Origin of the sequence: Sinomonas sp. P10A9 (assembly GCF_041022165.1) — a bacterium.
In the GTDB taxonomy this organism is placed as follows: domain Bacteria; phylum Actinomycetota; class Actinomycetes; order Actinomycetales; family Micrococcaceae; genus Sinomonas; species Sinomonas puerhi.
Window position 1 is genome coordinate 3,105,201 of the sequence record NZ_CP163302.1, and the last position, 23,527, is coordinate 3,128,727.

Consider the following 23,527-nt stretch of genomic DNA (forward strand, 5'->3'; position numbering starts at 1 on the left):
GAGTACGGGGCGAACAGCTCGAGGACGCTCCGGTCCCTCAGCGCATCATGCAGGAAGACCCGCCCGTCCTCGGCCCAACGCACAGGGGGAAACGGAGCGCGCGACGATGCTCGGTCAGGAGGGCCACGGACTGAACGCGCGCAGCTTGGCCTCCTCGAGCTCGGCTGCACGTACGCGCCGGCTCGCCGCACCGTATGTACTGCGGATACGACAATGGCCCCGGAAATCCGGGGCCATTCGCCGTAGCGGTGCCGGGACTCGATCCCGGGACCTCACGATTATGAGTCGTGCGCTCTAACCAGCTGAGCTACACCGCCAGAGAGCCCCCCACGGGAATCGATCCCGTGACCTCCATCTTACCAAGATGGCGCTCTACCACTGAGCTAGGGGGGCAACAGACAGATACTTTACCGGACGGGCCGCAGCCTCACCAAATCGGGCGACGCTGTCCTCTCCGTCCGGATCGAGGAGTGCAGGCGCTCCGCACGCAGCCGATGAAGCTTCGGGTACGGGGCTGACTTTGGGACAGCCCGAGAGCCGTAGCGCGACCGTTTCAACCTGCGCTTGGGCGGGCTGGATCCTGCGCGGCCCGCAGAATGCAGCGAGCCCGTTCCCGGAAGGCTCCCGGGAACGGGCTCGAAGGGGGTGGATCACCTCGTCAGAGGCAGGCGCCCAGTGGCGCCGGAGCGCTGATTCACACGGTCACCACTGATTCACACGATCACCACTGGCGGCCGCGGCTGCCGTCCTTGCTCTGGCGCGGCTTGCGGGGAGCAAAGTTGCCGCGGTCGTCGCGGTCGCGGCCGCCGAAGCCACCGCGGTCGTCGCGATCACGGCCGCCGAAGCCACCGCGCGCGCCGAGGCCACCGCGGTCTCCACCGCGGTCGTCGCGATCACGACCGCCGAAGCCACCGCGGTCTCCGCCGCGGTTCCCGCGGAACCCGCCGCGCGAGCCGCGATCGCCGTCGTCCGCGCGGGCGGGGCGGCGGCCGTTGTCGAGCTCGAGCCTGATGAGCTCGCCGCCGATGCGAGTCTTCGACAGGGCCTTCCACTGATCAGAGCTGAGGTCGGCGGGAAGCTCGACGAGCGAGTGGTCGGCGCGGATGTCGATCCCGCCGATCTGGCTCGAGCTGAAGCCGCCCTCGTTGGCGAGCGCGCCGACGATCGAGCCGGGCATCACGCGGTGGCGGCGCCCGACGGCGATCCGATACGTCGCATTGCCTTCGGTGAGCGAACGGGACGGGCCGCGGGTGCCGAAGCCGTCCTTGTTGCGCTCGCGCTTCTGGAACTCGGGGGCGGAGGGGAGCTCCTTGACGAAGAACGGGGTGTCGCCCTGGACCATGACAGCCAGCGCGGCGGCGATCTCGGCCGCCGGCACCTCGTGCTCCTCCTCGTAGGAGGCGATGAGGTCGCGGAACATCGCGACGTCCTGGGACTCGAGGGTCTCCGTGATGCGGTCCGCGAACTTGCTCATGCGCAGCGAGTTGACCGTCTCGGCGGTCGGCAGGTGCATGGGCTCGACAGCCTGACGGGTGGCCTTCTCGATCGCGCGCAGGAGGTACTTCTCGCGCGGGGTCATGAAGAGGATCGCGTCGCCCTTGCGGCCCGCGCGGCCGGTGCGGCCGATGCGGTGCACGTAGCCCTCGGTGTCGTGCGGGATGTCGTAGTTGATGACGTGGCTGATGCGCTCGACGTCCAGGCCGCGGGCGGCGACGTCGGTCGCGACGAGGATGTCGATCTTGCCGTCGCGCAGCGCCTCGACGGTGCGCTCACGCTGCGCCTGGGCGATGTCACCGTTGATCGCGGCGGCCTGGAAGCCACGCGCCTTGAGCTTGTCGGCGAGGTCCTCGGTGGCCATCTTCGTGCGGACGAACGCAATGACGCCGTCGAACTCCTCGACCTCCAGGATGCGGGTCATGGCATCGAGCTTGTGGGAGCCCATGACCTGGACGTAGCGCTGGCGGATGTTCGTGCCGGTCGTGGTCTGGGACTTGACCGAGACCTCTTCCGGCATGTTGAGGTACTGCTTCGACAGACGGCGGATCTGCGAGGGCATGGTTGCGGAGAACAGGGCGACCTGGCGGCCGTCCGGGGTCTGCTGGAAGATGCGCTCGACATCCTCGGCGAAGCCCATGCGGAGCATCTCGTCCGCCTCGTCGAGCACGAGGTACTGAAGCCCGGAGAGGTCGAGGGAGCCCTTCTCGATATGGTCGATCACGCGACCGGGGGTGCCGACAACGACCTGGGCACCGCGACGCAGGCCAGCGAGCTGGGGGCCGTATGCCGAGCCGCCGTAGACGGGCAGGACGGTGAAGTCCTCGAGGTGCTTGGCGTAGGAGGTGAACGCCTCCGCGACCTGGAGCGCGAGCTCACGGGTCGGAGCCAGGACAAGGGCCTGCGTGGAACGGGACGGGCCGTTGAGGTCGTGCAGCTCCGCGAGGCGGGACAGCGCGGGAACGGCGAACGCGGCCGTCTTGCCGGTGCCGGTCTGGGCGAGGCCGATGACGTCGCGGCCCTCGAGCAGGAGGGGGATGGTCGCGGCCTGGATGGGCGAGGGCTTCTCGTAGCCGACGTCGGTCAGGGCCGCGAGAATGCGGGCGTCGATCCCGAGGTCGGTGAAGCGGACACCTTCATCGTCGTCATCCTCGGACTTCGCGTCGGCCTTCGAGGCCTCGGCGACGGTGGGGGTGACCTCGGCGTCAGGGGCGGTGACCTCGGCGGTGGCGGGGGTGACCTCGGCGTCAGAGGCGGTGACCTCGGCGGCGGGAGAGTCGGTGTGCTCGGGAATGTGGGGGGTCTCGGAGGGGGCTTCGAACAGCATTTCGGACAAGGGGTATCCTCGCTCTGGGGAGCCTGGGGGCTCGTCGGTCAGTTAACGAGCCCAGCGCTCTCTCAATCCCAGGCAGGGCTCTACGCTGCGTCCGGCACCACAATGCACCCGTACAGCGTTCCTTCAGCCGGACTCCCCTATGCAATTGCCCGCTCTGCGGCGGGCCCCAACACGCTACCGTCCTGCCTCAAGAATTGGGCAGAAAAGGGAATTCCGGAAAGTGGGGGATGTAAAGATCATACAGGACGCACGACGCCGCCCGCTCGCCGCCCGCCGTCGGGCGAGGGTGAACTTCAGCACACCCTTCGCCGCGACCGCTAGTCGGCGACGCGCTCGGCCACGGTGAGGACGTACTTCCGCAGCGCCGGGGCGAGCCGGACGTCCCCCTCGGCCTCGGCATCGAGGAGGGCTTGTGCCATCTCGCGCGTGGGTTCGGCGAGCCACTCGCCCACACGGACCCCGTGGCCGGGGATGTTCTCGACGCTGAAGGTCGTGCCAGCACCGATGTCCCCTGGGGTGACGACCCTCAGGTACGCCCCGGAGAGGCCGGCCCGGGTGAACCATGAGACCCAGCCGTCCTCCCCCATGTGCCGGGCGAACGTGGCGCACGGAATGCGGGGCATCGTGACCTCCAGCACCGCGCCTGACGAGAAGCGCCAGCGCTCGCCGATCACGGCATTGCTCGCGGTGATGCCCTCGACCCTCAGGTTCTCGCCGAAGAGGCCCGCGGGAATCTCGCGGCCGAGCTCACGGGCCCACAGGGCGGCGTCGTCCTCCGAATACGCGTAGACGGCCTTGTCCTCGCCGCCGTGATTGGCCCGGTCGGCCTGCACATCGCCGTAGAAACCGAGCCGCCGGACGCGGACCGGGCCCTCGACGGGGCGCTTGTCGATTCCCGTCACGCCGACCGACCCGGCGTCGGGCAGGAGCTGATGGACTCGACAGACAGCGGCGACGCGGGCGGTCTTCATGTCCACAGGGTACCCTCGCTGGTCCTTCGTAGCCCCTGTCACGGGTCGAAGCGGTAGCCCATGCCTGCCTCGGTGTGCAGGTGGCGCGGGTGAGCCGGATCGTCCTCGAGCTTGCGGCGCAGCTGGGCCAGATACACGCGCAGGTACTGGGTCTCCTTCTCGTACGCGGGTCCCCACACCTGGGTGAGGATCTCCCGCTGGGTCACGAGCTGGCCCGCGCGGCGCACGAGGAGCGCGAGGATGTTCCACTCGGTGGGGGTCAGGCGCACGTCGGCCCCCTTGAACAGCACGCGGCGCGCCGCGAGGTCCACGCTCAGGTCTCCTGTCTGCACGCGGGGCACCTCGCCCACGCGCGGCCCGCGCCGTGCGGCCGCCCTGAGCCGTGCGAGGAGTTCCTCGAGGCCGAACGGCTTGGTCACGTAGTCGTCGGCACCGGCGTCGAGCGCCTCGACCTTGTCCTCCGAGCCGTGGCGCGCGGACAGCACAATGATGGGCAGGTCCGTCCATTCGCGCAGGCGGCGGATCACCTCGATCCCATCGATGCCCGGAAGGCCGAGATCCAGGACGAGGACGTCGATCGGGCGCTCCGCCGCGATCTCGAGGGCCGCCTCCCCCGTCGCCGCAGTCAGCGCCTCGTAGCCGTGGACGCGCAGGTTGATCTGGAGTGCGCGGGCGAACTGCGCCTCGTCCTCCACCACGAGGACGGTGGTCGGTGCGGCCCTGCCCGACGGGCTCATGCGCTAGTCCCCCTGGTCTCCGGGCCCGAGGACACCGCTCGGCCGGGCGGTACGCCCTGAGCGAGGGGAAGGGCGACCGACATCGTGAGCCCGCCCCCCGGCGTCTCCTCGGCCTCGATGCGCCCACCCATGGCCTCGACGAAACCCTTGGCCACCGCGAGCCCCAGACCCACGCCGCCTTTCGCGGTGTCGTCGCCCAGCCGCTGGAAGGGTCGGAACACGAGCAGCAGGTCCTCGGGCGGGATGCCCTCGCCGTGGTCCACAACCCTCAGCACCCCGCAGGGACGGCCGTCTGCATCCTCGACGCCGCTACGGGACGTGATCTCGACGGGTGCTTCTGGGGCGTAGCGCAGCGCGTTCTCGACAAGGTTTGCGACCACACGCTCGAGGAGCACCGGGTCCGCCTCGACGGCAGGGGCATTGGCGGGGATGAGGTCCACGACCCGTTCCTGGCCCGCGACCCCGCGCGACACGACCTCACGCCACGCGACGGGCCTCAGGAGCGGGCGCACGTTGTCCGCCGAGATGCGGGACATGTCCAGGAGGTTGTCCACCACGTGGGAAAGGCGGTCCGTGTAATCCTCGATGGTGCCCAGGAGCTCCGCTTCCTCCTCGGGCGTGAAGTCGACCGAGGACTGACGCAGGCTGCTCACGCTGAGCTTGATGCCCGCCAGGGGGGTGCGCAGGTCATGCGAGACGGCCTGGAGGATCGCCGTCCTGATCGAATTGCCTTCCTCGAGCCGCCGGTTGGCCTCGCGGCTGCGCGCAAGCTGGGCCCGCTCGCGCATGGCCACGAGGTACACCCCGAAGGCCTTGAGCGTCCGCCGCTCGCCGTCGTCGAGCGAATGGCCGCCCACGAGGAGGGTGTAGTAGCCGTCAGGCGCCACGGCATCATCCGCCGCCGCATGCGAGATGGGCGGCGCCTCCCCCGCCGTCGCCACGACGTCCCAGCCGGACACCGTCCGTGCCGCATCGGCGAGGGCCCTGCCGTGTCCCGCGCGGCCGGGAGAGCCGCTCCGGCCGGCTCCTCCCACGCCGTCATCGCGTTCGCCGCCGTCAGCCCCGCGTGTGCCTCCGGCGACGCCCCGGGAGATAAGGGCCACCGCACGCAGTCCGAGGGCAGAGCGCACCCGTTCGAGGAACTCGTCCATTCCTCCCGTGGATCCGAGGATGCCGAGCGCGAGGTCGCTCATCGCGCCGGCCTCGGCGGCGGCCCGCGTTGCCTGTTCGAAGCGACGCGCCGCGGCACCGACAGCCAGCGCGATCGTGCACGCGACGACGAGGAAAACGACGAGCCCCAGTGCCGCCTCCGGCCGAGCGACGCTCAGGCTCCCGACAGGCTCGGTGGCGAACCAGTTCAGTGCGAGGTTGGCCACCACCGCGGCCAGGACAGCTGGCCAGAGTCCGCCGACGAGCGCCACCACGACGGTGGCCAGCATCTGGAAGAGGACAACGGTCACGAGCCCGCGGCCGCTGCGGTCCTCGCCCACGAGCCAGAGGGCCGCAGGCTGGACTGCGAGGGGCAGTACGACGGCGATCACCAACCCCACCAGCGTGCGCCGCCGGTCGAGGACGCCCAACTCGGCAAGACGAAGGCGGTGCCCTGGCGCCGGGAGGAACGGAGTCCGATGGCTCATCCTGCCATTCTGGCAAACGGACCCCGGCGGCGTGAGGTGTGGCGCGCACGGCCCGAATCCGCGTCATGCGGCTGGCTGCGCGTGCTCTCCTCCTTTCGGGGATCGAGAGGCGGCCCCATCGGGAGGAACAGAAGACATGATCGGCGAGACGACCGCGCGCGGAGAACCTGCGGAACGCGGACCACGGGGCGCGGGGGCAGGGACCCTCAAGGAGCTGTGCGCCTCCTTCGTCGACGGCTACCGCCGCCGGGACCCGGCGCTCCTCCTTGGCCTGTACCTCGACTCGGCACGGATCGTACCAGCCTGGAACGAGACGCACCCGGTCTCCCCCGCCGAGGACATCGAGGACCGCATGAGGCTAGGGTTGCCGATGCAGTTCCGGGTCCAGGACATCTTCGAGGATGGCGCGCGCGCTCATGTGCGCCTGGCCTGGTCCGTCGAGGGCACGACGACGGACGGCACCGACCTCGAGATCTCCGGCACAGCGTCCCTCGAGTGCGAGAAGCGGGACCGCCGCTGGTACATCGCGTCGGAGTGGCTCAGGCACGAGGCACCCGGGCTCGAGGGCTAGTTCCGCGTCACCGTGCCCATGAGCGAGGCCACCGGCCGAAGGAACAGAGGCCGCGCAAGGAACCACAGGCCCACAACGACGAGCACTCCCACGGCGAACAGGATGAACCCGAGCCAATCGTCGCCGTCGTGCGAGGCGAACATGTGGTTCAGGTTCCGCAGGGCCCCCGTGGTGAGCACGAGGAAGACGTGCACGATGACGAAGAGCACAAAGAACGCCATGACCGGGAAGTGCACCGCGCGCGCCCACTCGAGGGGGTAGGCCTTGTTGAGCCGCGGCGCCTTCTGGTTGGTGGGCCACGCGCCGGACATGCGCAGGCCCGTGACGATCGCCAGCGGGGCGGCAATGAACACGACCAGGAAGTACGTCAGCTGCTGGAGGGCGTTGTAGTTCAGCCAGCCGTCCTCGAGCGGCCAGTCGAGCGAGGCGTACTGGATCACCGCTGAGAGCGCGTGCGGGAAGATGCTCCACGTAGTCGGGACGAGGCGGACCCAGTGCCCCGTGGCGAACATGAGCACGAAGAACACGATCCCGCTGAGGACCCACAGGGCATCGAGGCACAGGTGGAACCACAGGTCGAGGCTGATCTTCTTGGGCTGGCCCTTCGTCTTGACCAGACCCTTGTTGTTGCGCTTCCAGTAGCCCTGCGGGCGTGTGGTGAAGCGCACCTGTAGGCCCGAGCGCACGATCAGGACCAGGAACATCAGATTGAGGAAGTGCAGCACGTTCAGCCAGGCAGGCAGGCCCTCAGGGGCCCAGTCCGGCAGGGGGGCGTGCCCGGGGTAGGTCGCGATGAAGTCCGAGACGGCCTGGGTGCCGCGCAGCAGCTTCGCGGCGAGCACCACGAGGGCGAGCACGACGACGGCGCCCACGCCGAACGCGGCCGGGCGGAACCACGGCGCCTGGGTGAGCGACGGCTTCGCGGGTGAGGTCTGCGGCATGGAAGGAGTCCTCTAGGGTGGGCGGGTTCGATAGAACGGGCTAGAGCCGTGCGATGGCCGCGTCGAGGTCTGCGATGAGGTCATCGGCGTCCTCGATGCCCACGGACAGGCGCAGCAGGTTCACCGGAACGGCCAGTTCGGTGCCCTTGACCGAGGCGTGCGTCATCTCCGAGGGGTAGTTCATGAGCGACTCGATCCCGCCGAGGCTCTCCGCGAGCGTGAACAGACGCGTGGACTCGGCGACCTTGCGGGCCGCCTCCTCGCCGCCGGAGAACTGGACGGAGATCATGCCACCGAAGCGGCGCATCTGCTTCGCCGCGAGCCCGTGGCCGGGATGGTCCGGGAGCCCCGGGTACAGGACCTTCTCGATGCCGGGGCGGCCCACGAGCCACTCGGCGATCTTCTGGGCGTTCTCCGAGTGGCGCTCCATGCGCACACCGAGGGTCTTGAGCCCGCGCGTGGTCAGGAACGCGTCCATCGGGCCGGACACCGCGCCCACCGCGAACTGCACGAACCCGACCTTCTCAGCAAGCTCGTCGTCGTTGACCACGACGGCGCCGCCCACCACGTCGGAGTGCCCGCCGATGTACTTGGTCGTCGAGTGGACCACGATGTCCGCGCCGAGGGCGAGCGGGTTCTGCAGGTAGGGAGACGCGAAGGTGTTGTCGACCACGAGGAGGGCCCCGGCGTCGTGCGCGATGTCTGCGATCGCCGTGATGTCAGAGATCTTCATCATCGGGTTGGACGGCGTCTCGACCCACACGAGGCGCGTCTCGTCCGTGCCTCCGGCGGACACCGCCGCACGCACGCGGTCGAGGTCGGACATGTCCACGGGCCGGTTCGCAATGCCCCACGGGCCGAGGACCCTGGAGATGAGGCGGTACGTGCCGCCGTAGGCATCGTTGCCGAGGACGATCCGGTCACCGGGCGAGCACAGGGCGCGGATGAGGGCGTCCTCGGCGGCGAGGCCGGAGCCGAATGAGTAGGCGTGGTTGCCACCCTCGAGCGCGGCGAGCTGCTCCTGGAGCGCATCGCGGGTCGGGTTGCCGCCGCGGCCGTACTCGTAGCCGGACCGGAGGCCTCCGATCCCGTCCTGGGCGTACGTCGAGGAGAAGTGCAGCGGGGGCACGACGGCGCCCGTGCGCGGCTCGAACTCCTGGCCGGCATGGACGGCACGCGTGTTGAAGCCGGCCCGCTGAATCTGTCCGCTCTGCTGGTTGTGTTCGCTGCGCTCACCCATACTGCGTCACCTTACTTGTTGAGGTTGGCCAGGAGGTCATGGCGGGTCAGGATGCCGACGGGCGCACCGACGAAGGTGACCATGACGGCGTCCTGCTCGCTCAGCATCGCCTGCAGGGCGGCCTGCCCCTCGAGCGAGCCGATGACGGGCAGCCGCTCGCCCATGTGCTCGGAGATCTTGTCGGTCAGCTTGGCCTCGCCGCGGAACAGCCTGGCGGAGAGGGCGCGCTCGTCGACGGCGCCGAGGACTTCGCCCATGACCACGGGCGGCTCGGCCGAGAGCACGGGGAGGTGGCTCACGCCGTACTCGGTCATGATGTCGATGACGTCGCGGACCGTCTCGTTGGGGTGGGTGTGGATGAGGTCGGGCATCTGACCGGTCTTGCCCTTGAGCAGTTCGCCGACGGTCCGCTCCCCCTCGCCGGGGAGGAAGCCGTAGGAGCGCATCCAGTCGTCGTTGAAGATCTTGGCAAGGTAGCCGCGGCCCGAATCGGGCAGGATCACGACGACGACCGCTTCCTCGGGCAGGTCCCTCGCCGCACGCAGGGCTGCCACGACGGCCATGCCGGAGGAACCGCCCACGAGGAGGCCCTCTTCGCGGGCGAGCCGGCGGGTCATGGCGAACGACTCGGCGTCGTTCACCGCGAGGACCTCATCGGGGACCGACTTGTCGTAGTTCTCGGGCCACATGTCCTCGCCGACGCCCTCGACGAAATACGGCCGGCCCGTGCCGCCGGAGTAGATCGACCCCTCCGGGTCGGCGCCGATGACCTTGACCTGGCCGCCCTCCGACTCGGGGCGGTCCTTGCTGACGTCCTTGAGGTAGCGGCCCGTCCCGGTGATGGTCCCGCCGGTTCCCGCGCCGATGACCACGTGGGTGATCGTGCCGTCCGTGTCCGCCCAGATCTCGGGGCCAGTGGTCTCGTAGTGGCTTCCCGGGGCGCCCGGGTTGGAGAACTGGTCCGGCTTGAACGCGCCGGGGATCTCCTTCACGAGGCGGTCCGAGACGCCGTAGTAGGACTGGGGCGAATCAGGGGCCACGGCGGTGGGGGTCACGACGACCTCTGCACCGTATGCCGCAAGGACCGCCCGCTTCTCCTCGCCGACCTTGTCCGGGACCACGAAGATGCACTTGTAGCCCTTCTGCTGCCCCACGAGGGCCAGGCCCACACCGGTGTTGCCGCTCGTGGGCTCCACGATGGTGCCGCCGGGGAGGAGCTTGCCGTCTGCCTCGGCCTGCTCGATCATCTTCAGTGCGATCCGGTCCTTGATGGAGCCACCGGGGTTGAGGTATTCGAGTTTGACCAGGACCGTCGCCTTGATGCCTTCGGTGACCTTGTTCAGCTTGACGAGGGGCGTGCGGCCGATGAGCTCGACGACGGACTTGGCGTACTTCACGCCCCCAACTCTAACGGCTGGGCGGGTCCATGAGCCGACTCCGCCCGATTGACTGTTTCGAACATATTTTCGATAATTGAAGCATGTCACTCGCATTCAGCTCCGATGCGGTTTCCGTGGGCGCCCCCGCGGCCGGGACGCTGCGCGAGCTCCAGGAACGCATCCATTCGCTCCAGGGCAGAAGGAACCGTGAAGGGTCCTACCCCGTCCTTCCCTGCTTCTCCCCGTTCTTCCCCGACGGCCTCCGCGGCGGTGCGGCGTACTCCCTCGAGACGCCGTTGTCCGTGGCGATGGCACTCCTGGCAGGGGCGTCTGCCGAAGGGCAGTGGTGCGGGGCCGCCGGGGTGCAGGATTTCGGCGCGGAGGCCGCCGCCGGGTTCGGCGTGGACCTCGACCGGTTCGTCCTCGTACCGGACCCCGGGGACGACTGGACCGCGGCCGTCGGCGCCCTCGTCGAGGTGCTTCCCCTCGTCCTCGTGCGCCCTCCGGGAACCGTGCGGCCGGGCGACGCGTCGCGGCTCGGGTCCCGGCTGCGCGAGAGGGGCGGGGTCCTGCTCGTCCTGGGCACGTGGCCCCAGAGCGAGGGGCGCCTGACGGCCAGCAGCTCGAGCTGGGAGGGCCTGGGCCATGGGCACGGGCATCTGGCGCGGCACCGGGTCCGCCTCGAGCTGAACCAGCGTGGCCGGACACGGACCGGGACCGTGGAGTTTGGACCGACGAGTGGTGCTGGACTTCCAGGCGCAGCGACGCGGCCGGATGCGGGATGGCCGAGCACGGGGCTGCGAGATGCCGTCCGCAAGGAGCGGGATCTGGCCGGAAGGATCGGGGCGGCGGGATGAGTGCCGCAACGCCGAGGGCGCTTGTGGTGTGGTTCCCGGACTGGCCGCTGGTGGCGGCCCAGCTGGCCGGGGAGGTGCCTGAGGGTGCAGCGGCGGCCGTCATCGACAAGGGTCTGGTCGCTGTCTGCTCCGCCGAGGCCCGGACTGCCGGAGTGGTCCGCGGGCTGCGGGTCCGGGAAGCGCAGGTCCGGTGCCCCGAGCTCGTCACCGTCCCGGCCGATCCCGCGCGCGCGGAACGGGAATTCGACCCTGTGGTCAGAGCCCTCGAGACCGCCGTACCGGGCGTCCAGATCCTCCGTCCAGGCCTGTGCGCCGTACGGGCCCGGGGCGCGGCCAGGTACTACGGGAGCGAGGAGGCCGCGGGCGGCGCCGCTCTCGAGGGCGCATCCGGGCTCGGGCTCGAGGCCCGCGCCGGAATTGCCGATTCGGTCTTCGCGGCCGAGCAGGCGGCGCGGAGCACCCATGAGCTCTCCGGCCTTCGGGTCATCGGGGCCGGGGCGTCTGCCGCATTCCTCTCCCCTCTGCCGGTCGCAGCCCTCGGCGACCCGAGGCTGGCCTCCCTTCTCACACGCCTGGGCCTGCGCACGCTCGGGGACTTCGCCGGCCTTCCCGCCGCCGAGGTCCGATCCCGGTTCGGGGCCGAGGGGCTCGCGGCCCACGCCCGGGCCAGCGGACGGGACTCGCGCGCCGTCGTGCCCCGCGTCCCCCCAGCACCGCTCGACAGGACCGCGGAGTTCGAGCCCGGGCTGACACGGGTCGACCAGATAGCGTTCGCCCTCAGACCGGTCGCCGAGGACTTCGTCGCCGGGCTCATGCACGCGGGCCTTGCCTGCACCCTGCTGCGCGTGCAGATCACCGACGATTCCGGTGCCCGCTCCGAGCGATCCTGGGGCCATCCCCACCAGTTCTCTCCCGGCGACGCTGTAGAGCGCGTCCGGTGGCAGCTGCAGTCCGGGCAGGACCCCTCGCCCCGCCCGCGGGAGCGGACGGCCTGGCGCACCACCGGAGACGCCCTCGGGGCACCCGTGGTCCAGGTCCGTCTGCTCCCCGAACGGGTCGATCTGCTCGGCCGCCGAGCCCAGGCCCTGTTCGGTGGTGTCGACGAACGGCTGGACCATGGCCTCCACCGGCTCCAGACCATGCTGGGCCACGGCTCGGTGCTCCATGCCGCCGCTGCCGGCGGGAGGCTTCTGGCAGAGCGATGCCTCCTCGTGCCGTGGGGCGAGGAGCCGCCGCTGGGCACCTCAGACCGTGCGTCGCGTCCGTGGCCAGGGTCGGTGCCCCCACCCCTTCCGGCCACGGTGTTCTCCGAGCCGCCGCCGGTGACCCTGCTCGGGGACGATGGACTCCCCCTCGGGGTCGGCGCCCGCGGGGGCCTCTCGACGGCGCCAGCGTGGTTCGTGCCCGCTGCGGGGGCGAGGAGGCGCGCCGTCCGGAGCTGGGCCGGACCATGGCCTCTGCGCGAGCGGTGGTGGGACGCGGCCGAGGGACGCCGGGCCGAGCGGTTCCAGATCCTCGACGGCGACGGCGAGGCCTGGCTCCTGCTCGGGGAGGACGGTAGCTGGTGGGCCGAGGCCCGCTACGACTGACGGCCACGTAAGGCCCCTCATCCAGATGAGGGACTGAAGGGACGCTGAAGGAAGGAGGCCACATGGGCTGGAGCAACCCGCCGATCCCCTGGCAGCAGCTGCACGACATCCTCGAGGGCAAGGAGGTGAGTGCCGACGAGCTGCGCGGCAGTTCGGGGAGCACCGGCCCGGGCCGCAGCGGTTCGGGGCGGACTGAAGCAGGGCGGAAGCCCATCGAGCACGACGGCGGTGACAGCCCCGCGTGGTCCCGCAAGCGCGGGCCCTACATCCCGCTGCCGGTCCCCAGCAGCACGGCGGCCGTCCCCTACGCGGAGCTTCACGTCCATTCGCACTACAGCTTCCTCGACGGAGCGTCGTCGCCCGAGGAACTCGTCGAGGAGGCGATGCGCCTCGGCCTGCATGCTCTCGCCATCACGGACCATGACGGCTTCTATGGGGTGGTGCGGCTCGCCGAGGCGGCGGAGGCCTACGGCCTCGCCACGGTCTTCGGCGCCGAGCTGTCGATGGGCCTCTCGGGTCCCCAGAACGGGGTGCCTGATCCGGAGGGCGAGCACCTCCTCGTGCTCGCCCGCGGGGAGGACGGCTACCACCGGCTCGCTGGGGCCATCACGGGGGCCCAGCTCGCGGGCGGCGCGGAGAAGGGGCGCCCCGTGTACGTCCTCGAGGAGGTTGCGGAACGCCTGCGCGGGCACTGCGTCGTGCTCACGGGATGTCGCAAGTCAGCGGTGCGGCGGGCGCTCCGCGAGCACGGCGAGGAGGCGGCGGAGCTCGCGGTCCAGGGGCTCGTCGAGCTGTTCGGCACCGACGGGGTGGCCGTCGAACTCTTCGACCACGGGAATCCGCTCGACAGCGCCCACAACGATGCCCTCGCGGATATCGCCCGGCGTCTGGGCCTTCCCTGCGTCGCCACGAACGCGGTCCACTTCGCTGAGCCCTCGCGGCACCCGCTCGCGACGGCGCTCGCCGCCGTGCGCGCACGGCGCAGCCTCGACGAGCTCGACGGCTGGCTGCCGGCGAGCGACGGCGCACATCTGCGCAGCGGCGCGGAGATGGCCGAGCGTTTTGCCCGCTACCCCGGCGCGGTCGAGAACACGGTGCGCCTGGCAGACGAGCTCGCCTTCCCGCTCCGCTCCGCCCGCCCCAAGCTGCCCAAGCAGGACGTCCCCGACGGGCACACGCCCATGTCCCACCTCCGTGAGCTCGTGGAGCGCGGGCTCGAGGACCGCTATGGGGTGCCCGGCGCGGCGTGGCGCGGCCCAGTCCCCCCGGAGGAAGTCCGCGAGCGCATCGAGAAGGAGCTCGCCGTGATCGAGAAGAAGGACTTCCCGGGCTACTTCCTCATCGTGCACGAGATCGTGCAGTTCGCCCGGAGCCGAGGCATCCTCTGCCAGGGGCGCGGCTCGGCGGCCAACTCCGCCGTCTGCTATCTCCTGAGCATCACGGCCGTGGACAGCATCGCCTACCAGCTGCCGTTCGAGCGGTTCCTCTCGAGCCTGCGCGAGGAGGAACCGGACATCGACGTCGACTTCGATTCGGACCGACGCGAGGAGGTCATCCAGCACGTCTACGCCAAGTACGGCCGCACCAACGCCGCCCAGGTGGCCAACGTGGTCAGCTACCGCCCCAAGAACGCGGTCCGGGACGCCGCGAAGGCCCTCGGCTACGGGCAGGGGCAACAGGACGCATGGTCCAAGCGGCTCGAGCGGTGGGACGCGCTCTCCGAGGGGAGATCCGACGACGCCGACGGCATCCCTGCGCGCGTCGTGGCCCTGGCGGAGCAGTTCCTCGGCTACCCCCGCCACCTCGGCATCCACTCGGGCGGGATGGTCCTGACCGAGCGGCCTGTGGGCGAGGTCGTGCCCATCGAGCACGCCCGCATGGAGAACCGCACGGTCCTGCAGTGGGACAAGGACGACTGCGAGTGGATGGGCCTGGTCAAGTTCGACCTGCTCGGCCTCGGCATGCTCGCCGCGCTCCAGTACTGCTTCGACCTCATTGACGAGCACTTCGGCGAGCGCTGGCGGATCGAGGACATCCCGAAGGAAGAGCCAGCGGTCTACGACATGCTGTGCAGGGCGGACTCGGTCGGCGTGTTCCAGGTCGAGTCGAGGGCGCAGATGAGCACGCTTCCGCGGCTGCGCCCCAGGGAGTTCTACGACCTCGTGGTCGAGATCGCGCTCATCCGCCCGGGCCCGATCCAGGGCGGGGCCGTCCATCCCTACATCCGGCGGCGCGCCGGCGAGGAAACCATCGCCTACCCGCATCCCCTCCTCGAGCCGGTGCTCGCGCGAACGCTCGGCGTCCCGCTCTTCCAGGAGCAGCTCATGCAGATGGCGATGGCGATCGGCGGCTGCACGGCCGAGGACGCCGACCTGCTCCGCCGGGCCATGGGCTCGAAGCGCGGGGTCGAGAAGATCGGGAGCCTCAAGGAGAAGCTGTTCGCGGGCATGGCCGCCAACGGGCTGAGCCCCGAGGAGGCGAAGGGGATCTACACCCAGATCGCGGCGTTCGCCGACTTCGGCTTCGCCGAGTCCCACTCGATCAGCTTCGCCGTGCTCGTGTATGCGAGCTCGTGGCTCAAGCTGCACTATCCGGGGGCCTTCCTCGCAGCGCTCCTGCGGGCCCAGCCGATGGGGTTCTACTCCCCACAGACGCTGGTCGCGGACGCGAGGCGCCACGGCGTCGTCGTGCTCCGCCCGGACATCCTCCGCTCGCAGGCGGACGCCTCGCTCGAAGAGCTCGACGGAGCGCACGACGGCGACGGCCCGCCCGAGCCTGTCGACTCACCCGGGAGCGGCTCGTCAGCAGGCTCACCGCAGGACTATGCCCTCCAGCACAATGTCTCCGGGCCGGCTGCCGGTCTCGATGCGTGCCTCGAGCGCGTGCAGCCGCCCGTCGGGCCCTTCGATCCGCAGGCGCCGGACGAGACCCTCGCGCACCGCCGAGACACCGCCCGTGCGGTGCGGCTCGGGCTCGGGAGCGTGCGGGGCATCGGGCAGGACCTCGCCGAGAGGATCGTGGCCGAGCGAGAGGCTGGGGGCCCCTTCCAGGAGCTGGCCGAGCTGTCCCGGCGGACGGGACTCTCAGCCGAGCAGCTCGAATCGCTCGCGTCCGCGGGTGCCCTCAACTCGCTCGGCCTCACGAGGCGCGAGGCCCTGTGGCAGTCGGGCGCGGCGGCCCTCGAGCGTCCGGGCCAGCTTCCCGGGTCCCAGCCGTATGTCCAGCCTCCGCTGCTGCCTGAACTCGGCGCCGAAGATGCCGTGGCGTACGACCTGTGGGCCACGGGGGTCGCCACCGATGACCATCCACTCCGCCACGCCCGCCCGCGGCTCGACGCGCGCGGCGTCCTGCGCATCGACCAGCTGCGCACGGCGAATCCGGGGAGCAGAGTCGAGGCGGCCGGCGTCGTGACCCACCGGCAGCGGCCTCAGACAGCGCAGGGCATCACGTTCATGAACCTCGAGGACGAGACAGGAATCCTCAACATCGTCTGCAGCACGGGGGTCTGGACGCGGTACCGGCGCATCGCGCAGGCGGCACCGGCCATGGTGATCCGCGGCATGCTCGAACGTTCCAAGGAGGGCGTCACCAACCTGGTCGCGGACCGGCTCGAGGCCCTGCCCCTGCGGGCGAAGACCTCAAGCCGGGACTTCCGTTGAACCAGGGCTGGCTGCGCGCCCCTTCTATCCCTGCTGCGGCCTATCCCTGCTGCGGCGCGTTCTCCCACAGCCCGAGAACGTTGCCCTCGGTGTCCTTGAAGTACGCGGCGAAGCCCATCTCCCCAACAGGCAGCTTCGGGGAAATGGTGCTCCCGCCGAGTTCGGCGATCTTGGCCAGGGAAGCGTCGATATCCTCGACGTCGATCGTGATCACCGGCTCCTTGGGCGGGAACTCCTCGCTCCGGACGAACATGCCTCCGTTGATGCCGCCGGCCTCGGTGGGCTGGCCGTTCTCATCGCTGGGCGTGGTTCCGACCATCGTGTAGTCCATCCCGGGGACCGCCATCATGTTCCAGCCGAAGGCCTCGGTGTAGAAGCGGTTGGCGCGGTCGCCGTCGTCCGCGGGGATCTCGAAGTGCACGACTTTTCCAGACATGGTGCTGCCTTCCTTCGAAAGAGTGGGACGCGGGGTCAACGCCCTATCCACGATCCTTGAGCGGTCTCCGGCGTGAGTCAAGACCCGCTCCGATCGCCCACCGATAACGCGCGAATAATGCCGCGTGTGATCCATTTCATGCACTTGCAGATGCACCAACTTTTCGAGCAAAGAAGCGGAAGTGATGACGGAGCAAGAGAGCGGCCTGCGGATCACCGTGGAGCCCTACGATCCGGAGCCAGCTATCTCGGCGACCCGCATGGCACTGCTTGAGCACCCGGCGGTTCGAGCCGTCCTCGGCGATGCCGAGTTGTCCGTCCACAACCTCGAGCTCTCGGACAAGGACTCCGACCGCGCCGGATTCGAAGCGGTCGTCCACAATGCCCGCACCTGCCGCTCAGCCCACGTTTCCGGCCGAGTGGATGAGCTGGAATCGGTCTCGGTGCGCCCCTCGGACTTCCTGCCGCTCGCGAGCGAGGACGAGTACGGTCAGGCCGTCGAATTGGCGTTGCGAGACCCCCGAATTGCCGAACTCGTCGACGCGCACGGCCTCACCCCCTACCGGCCCATGCCGCCAGTTCTAGACAGCCCTGAGCCCGACGGGACTAGACAGCGGGTCATCGCCGTCGGGCTTCGAGGAGAAAGCGGCGACCTGGCACACAGGATCATCGGGGTGCGTCTCGCTGACGGTTCCGTCATCCACGAGCCAGCGGGCGTGGCCCATCCGACGTCGGACAATTGCGAGGCGACGCCGGCGGAAGGAGGATGCGAGCCGTCGGCGGGGCGCGACCAGGTGAGGGTACGCGTCCTGAGGGGCTCGGCCGTGTTGTGGGATCTTGTCGTGGTCCGACCCGAAGCATCGTCGGGGACCAACGGATCCGGAATCGAGCTCCGATACGTCGACTACAAGGGACGGCGCGTCCTCCACCGGGCTCACGTGCCCATCCTGAACGTCGAGTACGGGGGTGCGGGCGTGCGCGCAGGCTGTGGTCCCACCTATCGAGACTGGCAGAACAGCGAGACCTGCTTCGAGGCAGTCGGAAGCGAGCCGGTCGGTCCTGGATGGCGGCTCTGCACGATCCCGCCGCAGACGATCTTGGACAGCGGTCACGACGGAGGAGGCTTCCGCGGCGTAGCCCTGTGGTACCACAACGGGGGATTGAGGCTGGTCAGCCAGCTTCAAGCTGGCTGGTACCGGTACATCTCCGAATGGCATCTCCTTGACAACGGCACCATCCAACCCCGCTTCGGATTCGCGGCAGTCGCCAATCCATGCACCTGCAAGGTCCACACCCACCACGCCTACTGGAGACTCGACTTCGACATCATCACACCAGGCAACAACGTCGTCGAGGAATACAACAACCCGCCAATCATCCCTGGCACCCATTGGCACACGAAGAAATACGAGATCCGCCGGACGAGGGACGCAGCCCACAACAGACACTGGCGTGTGCGCAACAAGGGAACATTCATGGGCTACACCATTCAACCCGGGCCCCACGACGGCACCGCGGATGCCTTCGGCGCGGGCGATCTGTGGGTACTGCGATACCACGCCGGCGAAATCGACGATGGACACGGCTTCTCGACGAATCCCTATGTGTCACGCGCTGACATCGACAAGTTCCTGAACAGCGAATCTGTGGATGGGCAGGACGTTGTCCTGTGGTACGGCGGCCACTTCGTGCACGATCAGGCCCATCCGGGCACAGGCGGCCACATTGTCGGCCCCGACCTCGTGCCCTTCAACTGGTAGACAACTGCCAGCCAGAAGACACCAGACAAGGGGCTCGCGCCCTTGGACTGTCAGTCGCCCGTGACACCATGAGCGGGTGACCCTCGCAGCCCCGCTCCCCCTAACACGACCCGGCACGTCTGCTGGCACAGCGGACGCTTCAGGCTGCTGGGAGGCCCCAGCGCACTATTCGCTCGCCGTGACGTGCTTCCCGCTCCAGCGGGGGGACGGCGACCCCACCTTCGCCGCAGACCCCGGTGGACTCTGGAGCGCGTTTGGGACGCCGGAGGGGCATGCCTCCGTCCTCGTCACCCACGCCGCCAGCAAGGTGACGGTCCGTGCCTGGGGCGACGGCGCGGCGTCGGCCGTCGAGTCCGCACCCGGGATGCTCGGCCTCACCGACGACTGGTCCGCGTTCGACGACGCCGGTTTCCTGGCGACCCTCCCGCCGGTGGTCCGCGAGGCACGACGCCGCCATCCGGCCCTGCGCCTGCCCGCCACCGGCCGCGTCGTGGATGCACTGGTGCCGACCATCCTCGAGCAGAAGGTCACGACGGTCGAGGCCCGGCGCGCCTACCGGTACCTCGTGCGCCGCTACGGCACGCCCGCGCCCGGCGCCGGCACCGTCGCACCGGCAGGGCTCATGGTCGCGCCGAGTGCCGAGGCATGGCTGCGGATCCCGTCGTGGGAGTGGCACCGGGCCGGCGTCGGGCCCCAGCGTTCGGACACCGTCATGCGTGCCCTGCGCGCGGCGTCGGGCCTCGAACGGCTCGCGTCCAAGACGGCGGAAGAGGCGGCAGCCGCCCTGAAGTCCATCCCGGGCGTCGGCGTGTGGACAGCGGCCGAGATCACGCAGCGCACCCATGCGGACCCCGACTCGGTCTCGGTGGGCGATTTCCACCTCGCGAAGTTCGTGGGGGTCGCGCTCACCGGCGAGCGCACCGACGACGCCGGCATGCTCCGCCTCCTCGAGCCATGGCGGGGCCACCGGCAGCGCCTCGTTCGGCTGCTCGGGCTCTCAGGGATCCGCGCACCGCGCTACGGGGCCCGCATGACCATCCAGGACCACCGCTTCCACTGATCGGCCCTCGCCGCCACGGTTCATGAGCGGCGGCAGCGATCCGCGCGACGCCCGCGTCCGAGCCGCTTTGGTCGTCCCTAGACTGTTCCCATGCCCTTGGCCGCAGTGGGAGCCGTGCTCCTCGTCCTGGGGGGCGCTGCGGCGGCCGCAGGCATCCTGCCTTGGCCAGCGGTGGGTGCCCTCGCAGACCGGATCGTTCCCATCCTCGCGTTCGTCGCGGCGATCACGGTCGTGACGGAACTGCTCAATGCGGCGGGACTGTTCGAGTGGATGGCCTCCCATTTCCGCCGCTGGGGCCGCGGGCGCACCTTGGTGCTCTGGGCGCTCGTCGCCGTGCTGTCGCTGGCGGCGACGGTCTTCCTCTCGCTGGACACGACAGCGGTGCTCCTGACGCCGATCGTCGTGCTCCTCGCCAGGCGTTGCGGACTCCCCCCGCTGCCCTTCGCACTCACGGCCGTGTGGCTCGCCAACACCGGATCGCTGCTCCTGCCGGTCTCGAACCTCACGAACCTGCTCGCCCTGCACAGCCTCGGGAACGTGCCGCCCTCGGCGTTCGCGGCGCGGATGGCGCTGCCCGCGCTGTGGTGCGCGCTCGTGCCGGTGGCCGCCGTCGCGGTCCTCTTCCGCCGGGAGCTGCGCGGGAGGTACTCCACGGTCCGCACCTCCGGTGTGCACGGGCAGCCCGAGGCGGCAGCCCCGCCGGACCCGGTCCTCCTCGGCGTCGGGGCATCGGTCCTCGCGGGGCTGCTGCCCGCCCTCGTCTCAGGTCTTCCCGTCTGGATTCCCTCGACCGTGGCGGCCGCCGTCCTCGTGCTCGCCTTCGCCGCACGACGGCGCGCGGTGCTCAGGTGGGCGCTCGTGCCGTGGCAGCTCCTCCTCTTTGCGGCCGGCCTGTTCGCGGTCATGGAGGCACTCCAGCACCTGGGCGCCCGCGAGCTCGCCGCCGGACTGCTGGGGTCGGGGAGCGGGCCGATCGACCTCGTCCGCGTCTCGGCAGCCGGCGCCGCGGGTGCCAACGTGGTCAACAACCTTCCCGCCTATCTTGCCTTCGAGAACGCAGCTGGCAGTCCGGCCCGCCTCGCGGCGCTCCTCATCGGCGTCAACGCCGGTCCCCTCATCACGCCGTGGGCCTCGCTCGCGACCCTCATCTGGCACGAGCAGCTGCGGCGGCTCGGCGTCGCCATCTCGTGGTGGGGCTACGCGGCAGCGGGCCTGGTCCTCGTGCCAGTGATGGTCATCCCGGCGGCCCTGCTCGCGGCGATCCCGTGAGCCGTCTGGCGCCGCGTGGGAAGACGGGAAGTCGACTGGCCCGGACAGGCTCGAGGACCCTGCCGTGGAGCGGTAACCCCCGTGTCAGCCGAGCCCCAGGCGCTCCACGGCCTCCTCGCGCATCTGGACCTTGCGGATCTTCCCGGACACCGTCATCGGGAAGGACTCCCGGATGTCCACGTACCGCGGGACCTTGTAGTGCGCGAGCCGGCCGCGGCAGTATGCCCCGACATCCTCGGCGGACAGCTCCTCGGCGCCGGGCTTGAGGATGATGCACGCCATGAGCTCCTCGCCGTACTTCGGATCCGGCACACCGATGACCTGCACATCCTGGATGGACGGGTGCTGGTACAGGAACTCCTCGACCTCTCGCGGGTAGATGTTCTCGCCCCCGCGGATCACCATGTCCTTGATCCGGCCCTCGATCAGAAGGTACCCGTCGGCGTCCATGCGGGCGAGATCGCCGGTATGCATCCAGCCCTCGGCGTCGATGGCCTCGGCGGTCTTGTCCGGCTGGTCCCAGTAGCCGGCCATCACGGCGTAGCCGCGGGTGCACAGCTCGCCGATGACGCCCCGCTCCACAGTGGCCCCGGCGGCGTCCACGATCTTGCTTTCGAGGTTCGGCATGGTCCGCCCCACGGTCTCGGTCCGCTGGGCGAGGGTGTCGCCGTCACGGGTCATGGTCGAGACGGGCGAGGTCTCGGTCATCCCGTAGCAGATCGCCACGTCCTCCATGTGCATGTCGGAGATGACGCGCTTCATCACCTCGATCGGGCATAGCGATCCGGCCATGACGCCGGTCCGGAGGGTGCCGAGCCGGTAGGAGGAGAAGTCCGGCAGCGCGAGTTCGGCGATGAACATCGTGGGCACGCCGTAGAGCGATGTTCCTCCGAAGTCCTGGACCGCGCGCAGCGTCGCATCGGGCTTGAAGCCCCGTCCCGGCAGGATCGTGGCACAGCCGTGCGAGTACGCAGCAAGATTTCCGATGACCATTCCGAAGCAGTGGTAAAAGGGCACGGGGATCACCACGCGGTCCGCTTCGGTGTACTCCAGGAGCTCGCCGATCGAGTATCCGTTGTTGAGGATGTTCCGGTGCGTGAGCGTCGCGCCCTTGGGGAATCCCGTGGTCCCGGACGTGTACTGGATGTTGATCGGGTCCTCCGCCGTCAGCGTCGCGGCACGCTCGGCGACGGCCGACGCCGGCACCTCGCCCGCGCGGGCAACGAGGGCTTCCCACGTGGTCTCCCCGGGCGTCGACGGGATCCCGGCCTCGAATCCGGCGCTCCCCGTGTGGGGGACCGGCAGGAACACGAGCTCGCGCAGGTCGGGGCACACGGCGAGCGCCTCGCGCGCCATCCCCACGTACTCGCTCGTCCGGTCGCTTGGCGCAACGACGAGCATCCGCATGCCGTTCTGCTTCACGACGAACACGAGCTCGTGGCTCCGGTATGCGGGGTTGACGTTGACGAGGATGGCCCCGATCACTGCCGTGGCGTACTGGAGGATGGTCCACTCGGCGCAGTTCGGGCTCCAGATGCCCACCCGATCGCCTTGTCCGACGCCCGCGGCGAGGAGCCCGCGGGCTGCCGCGTCGACGTCATGCGCGAGTTCGGCGAACGTCCAGCGGCGGGCGGCGTCAGCACCGCCGTCGGCCGCCGCCTCGATCAGGGCCTCACGGTCGGGGAAGCGCGCAGCAATCCGGGCGAAGTTCGTTCCGATGGTCTCTTCGAGAAGCGCCGCTCCGTTGCGGCCGCCCTCCGTGTAGGACTCCATGGGGGAACGCTACCAAGTGGATAGGCTTGGTGCCCATGACAGATCCCGTTCGTCTCCAGGCCATTTTCATCCCCAACGAGGGCGAGTCCTTCCGTGTCAAGCTAGCCCTCGAGATCGCGATCGAGGAGGTCGTGCGCGAGCCCGGCTGCCTCCAGTATGAGATCACGGACGAGTCCGAGGAGCGGATCGTCCTGTCCGAACTGTGGGCTTCTGCGGAGGACCTCGAGAAGCACTCGAACGGCATCGCCGTGCAGGACCTCAACGAGTCGCTCAGCGCCCTGCTCGCCGAGCCGGTCAAGATCGAGCGCCTCTAACCTCCCCCGCCTGCCCACCCAGCCCTAGACGCGACGGCGCCGCTCCCCAGCTGCGGGAGCGGCGCCGTCGTGCGATGCGAGTGGACTCTCAGTGCGTCAGTTCTCGTTGCCCTTGGCCTGCGCCTCGGCGACCTTCTGGTGGACGTCCTCCATGTCCAGGCCCTTCACCGCGGTGATGACCTGCTCGAGCGCGGACGCCGGAAGGGCGCCGGGCTGCGAGAAGACGAGGACCTTCTCGCGGAAGGCCATAAGGGTCGGGATCGAGGTGATGTTCGCCTGGGCGGCGAGCATCTGCTCCGCCTCGGTGTCTACCTTGGCGAAGACGACGTCCGGGTGCTTCTCGGACGCGGCCTCGTAGGTCGGGGCGAACTGGCGGCAGGGGCCGCACCATGATGCCCAGAAGTCCACCAGGACGATGTCGTTGCTGTCGATGACCTCGGCGAACTGCTCGCCGGTGACGTTCTTCGTTGCCATGCCGCGCTCCTCACTGTTTGTGCGGGTTTCG

General features: G+C 69.7%; 18 protein-coding genes and 2 tRNA genes. 8 read left to right on the forward strand and 12 right to left on the reverse strand.

Features of this window, described 5'->3' with window-relative positions; genetic code table 11:
- Nucleotides 1-243: 243 nt before the first annotated feature.
- The 6 genes from AB5L97_RS14225 to AB5L97_RS14250 form a co-directional block, all read right to left on the reverse strand.
- Nucleotides 244-317, reverse strand: a tRNA-Met gene (locus AB5L97_RS14225).
- Between the two features lie 4 nt (nt 318-321).
- Nucleotides 322-393: transfer RNA gene (locus AB5L97_RS14230), tRNA-Thr, on the reverse strand.
- Nucleotides 394-721: 328 nt separating this feature from the next.
- The gene (locus AB5L97_RS14235; protein ID WP_369047449.1) at nt 722-2,821 is read right to left on the reverse strand and encodes a DEAD/DEAH box helicase; all 2,100 of its coding nucleotides are present in this window, start codon (nt 2,819-2,821) and stop codon (nt 722-724) included.
- A gap of 326 nt (nt 2,822-3,147) precedes the next feature.
- Nucleotides 3,148-3,801 carry an MOSC domain-containing protein gene (locus AB5L97_RS14240; protein ID WP_369045129.1) on the reverse strand — a complete coding sequence of 218 codons (654 nt, stop codon included), beginning with the start codon at nt 3,799-3,801 and terminating at the stop codon, nt 3,148-3,150.
- Nucleotides 3,802-3,839: 38 nt separating this feature from the next.
- Nucleotides 3,840-4,538 (reverse strand): response regulator, encoded by a 699-nt coding sequence (locus tag AB5L97_RS14245; protein ID WP_307955566.1) that lies wholly within the window; start codon nt 4,536-4,538, stop codon nt 3,840-3,842.
- The gene (locus tag AB5L97_RS14250) at nt 4,535-6,175 is read right to left on the reverse strand and encodes a sensor histidine kinase (protein ID WP_369045130.1); all 1,641 of its coding nucleotides are present in this window, start codon (nt 6,173-6,175) and stop codon (nt 4,535-4,537) included. Before AB5L97_RS14250 ends, AB5L97_RS14245 begins: the two co-directional genes overlap by 4 nt.
- A gap of 136 nt (nt 6,176-6,311) precedes the next feature.
- Between AB5L97_RS14250 and AB5L97_RS14255 the strand changes: the two genes are divergently transcribed.
- Nucleotides 6,312-6,746: a hypothetical protein gene (locus tag AB5L97_RS14255; protein ID WP_369045131.1), complete on the forward strand. Its 435-nt coding sequence runs from the start codon at nt 6,312-6,314 to the stop codon at nt 6,744-6,746.
- Here AB5L97_RS14255 and AB5L97_RS14260 read toward each other — a convergent pair.
- From AB5L97_RS14260 to AB5L97_RS14270, 3 genes are read right to left on the reverse strand one after another with little or no spacing between them, the layout of a single operon-like run.
- Complete coding sequence (locus AB5L97_RS14260; protein WP_369045132.1) at nt 6,743-7,687, reverse strand: cytochrome b/b6 domain-containing protein; 945 nt, start codon at nt 7,685-7,687, stop codon at nt 6,743-6,745. The genes AB5L97_RS14255 and AB5L97_RS14260 overlap by 4 nt on opposite strands.
- A gap of 40 nt (nt 7,688-7,727) precedes the next feature.
- A complete protein-coding gene (locus AB5L97_RS14265) occupies nt 7,728-8,927 on the reverse strand; it encodes a cystathionine gamma-synthase (protein WP_307955562.1) in 1,200 nt (399 codons plus the stop codon).
- Nucleotides 8,928-8,938: 11 nt separating this feature from the next.
- Complete coding sequence (locus tag AB5L97_RS14270) at nt 8,939-10,324, reverse strand: cystathionine beta-synthase (protein WP_307955561.1); 1,386 nt, start codon at nt 10,322-10,324, stop codon at nt 8,939-8,941.
- 83 nt (nt 10,325-10,407) lie between these two features.
- Here AB5L97_RS14270 and AB5L97_RS14275 point away from each other — a divergent pair, with 83 nt between their 5' ends.
- The 3 genes from AB5L97_RS14275 (at nt 10,408) to AB5L97_RS14285 (ending at nt 16,411) form a co-directional block, all read left to right on the forward strand.
- On the forward strand, nt 10,408-11,163 hold the full coding sequence (locus AB5L97_RS14275) for a hypothetical protein (RefSeq protein ID WP_369045133.1): 756 nt from the start codon (nt 10,408-10,410) through the stop codon (nt 11,161-11,163).
- A complete protein-coding gene (locus AB5L97_RS14280) occupies nt 11,160-12,752 on the forward strand; it encodes a DNA polymerase Y family protein (RefSeq protein ID WP_369045134.1) in 1,593 nt (530 codons plus the stop codon). The genes AB5L97_RS14275 and AB5L97_RS14280 overlap by 4 nt, the downstream gene beginning before the upstream one ends.
- 62 nt (nt 12,753-12,814) lie before the next feature.
- Nucleotides 12,815-16,411, forward strand: coding sequence for an error-prone DNA polymerase (locus AB5L97_RS14285; protein WP_369045135.1), 3,597 nt, complete (start codon nt 12,815-12,817; stop codon nt 16,409-16,411).
- Nucleotides 16,412-16,451: 40 nt separating this feature from the next.
- Here the strand turns inward: AB5L97_RS14285 and AB5L97_RS14290 are convergent, their stop codons facing one another.
- Entirely contained in the window at nt 16,452-16,847 is a 396-nt protein-coding gene (locus AB5L97_RS14290; protein WP_307955557.1) for a VOC family protein, read from the reverse strand.
- Between the two features lie 184 nt (nt 16,848-17,031).
- On the opposite strand from AB5L97_RS14290, the gene AB5L97_RS14295 reads away from it, so the two are divergent.
- The 3 genes from AB5L97_RS14295 to AB5L97_RS14305 all read left to right on the forward strand — a co-directional run bounded on the left by AB5L97_RS14295 (nt 17,032) and on the right by AB5L97_RS14305 (nt 20,935).
- Entirely contained in the window at nt 17,032-18,606 is a 1,575-nt protein-coding gene (locus tag AB5L97_RS14295) for a hypothetical protein (protein WP_369045136.1), read from the forward strand.
- A 76-nt stretch (nt 18,607-18,682) separates the two neighbouring features.
- A complete protein-coding gene (locus AB5L97_RS14300) occupies nt 18,683-19,666 on the forward strand; it encodes a DNA-3-methyladenine glycosylase family protein (protein ID WP_423246791.1) in 984 nt (327 codons plus the stop codon).
- A 90-nt stretch (nt 19,667-19,756) separates the two neighbouring features.
- Nucleotides 19,757-20,935: an SLC13 family permease gene (locus AB5L97_RS14305; protein WP_369045138.1), complete on the forward strand. Its 1,179-nt coding sequence runs from the start codon at nt 19,757-19,759 to the stop codon at nt 20,933-20,935.
- 84 nt (nt 20,936-21,019) lie between these two features.
- Here AB5L97_RS14305 and AB5L97_RS14310 read toward each other — a convergent pair whose 3' ends face one another.
- The gene (locus tag AB5L97_RS14310) at nt 21,020-22,708 is read right to left on the reverse strand and encodes an AMP-binding protein (RefSeq protein ID WP_369045139.1); all 1,689 of its coding nucleotides are present in this window, start codon (nt 22,706-22,708) and stop codon (nt 21,020-21,022) included.
- Between the two features lie 35 nt (nt 22,709-22,743).
- Here AB5L97_RS14310 and AB5L97_RS14315 point away from each other — a divergent pair, with 35 nt between their 5' ends.
- A complete protein-coding gene (locus tag AB5L97_RS14315) occupies nt 22,744-23,022 on the forward strand; it encodes a putative quinol monooxygenase (RefSeq protein ID WP_307955553.1) in 279 nt (92 codons plus the stop codon).
- A gap of 96 nt (nt 23,023-23,118) precedes the next feature.
- On the opposite strand, the gene trxA is transcribed toward AB5L97_RS14315, so the two are convergent.
- The gene (gene trxA / locus AB5L97_RS14320; protein ID WP_307955552.1) at nt 23,119-23,496 is read right to left on the reverse strand and encodes a thioredoxin; all 378 of its coding nucleotides are present in this window, start codon (nt 23,494-23,496) and stop codon (nt 23,119-23,121) included.
- Between the last annotated feature and the right edge of the window lie 31 nt (nt 23,497-23,527).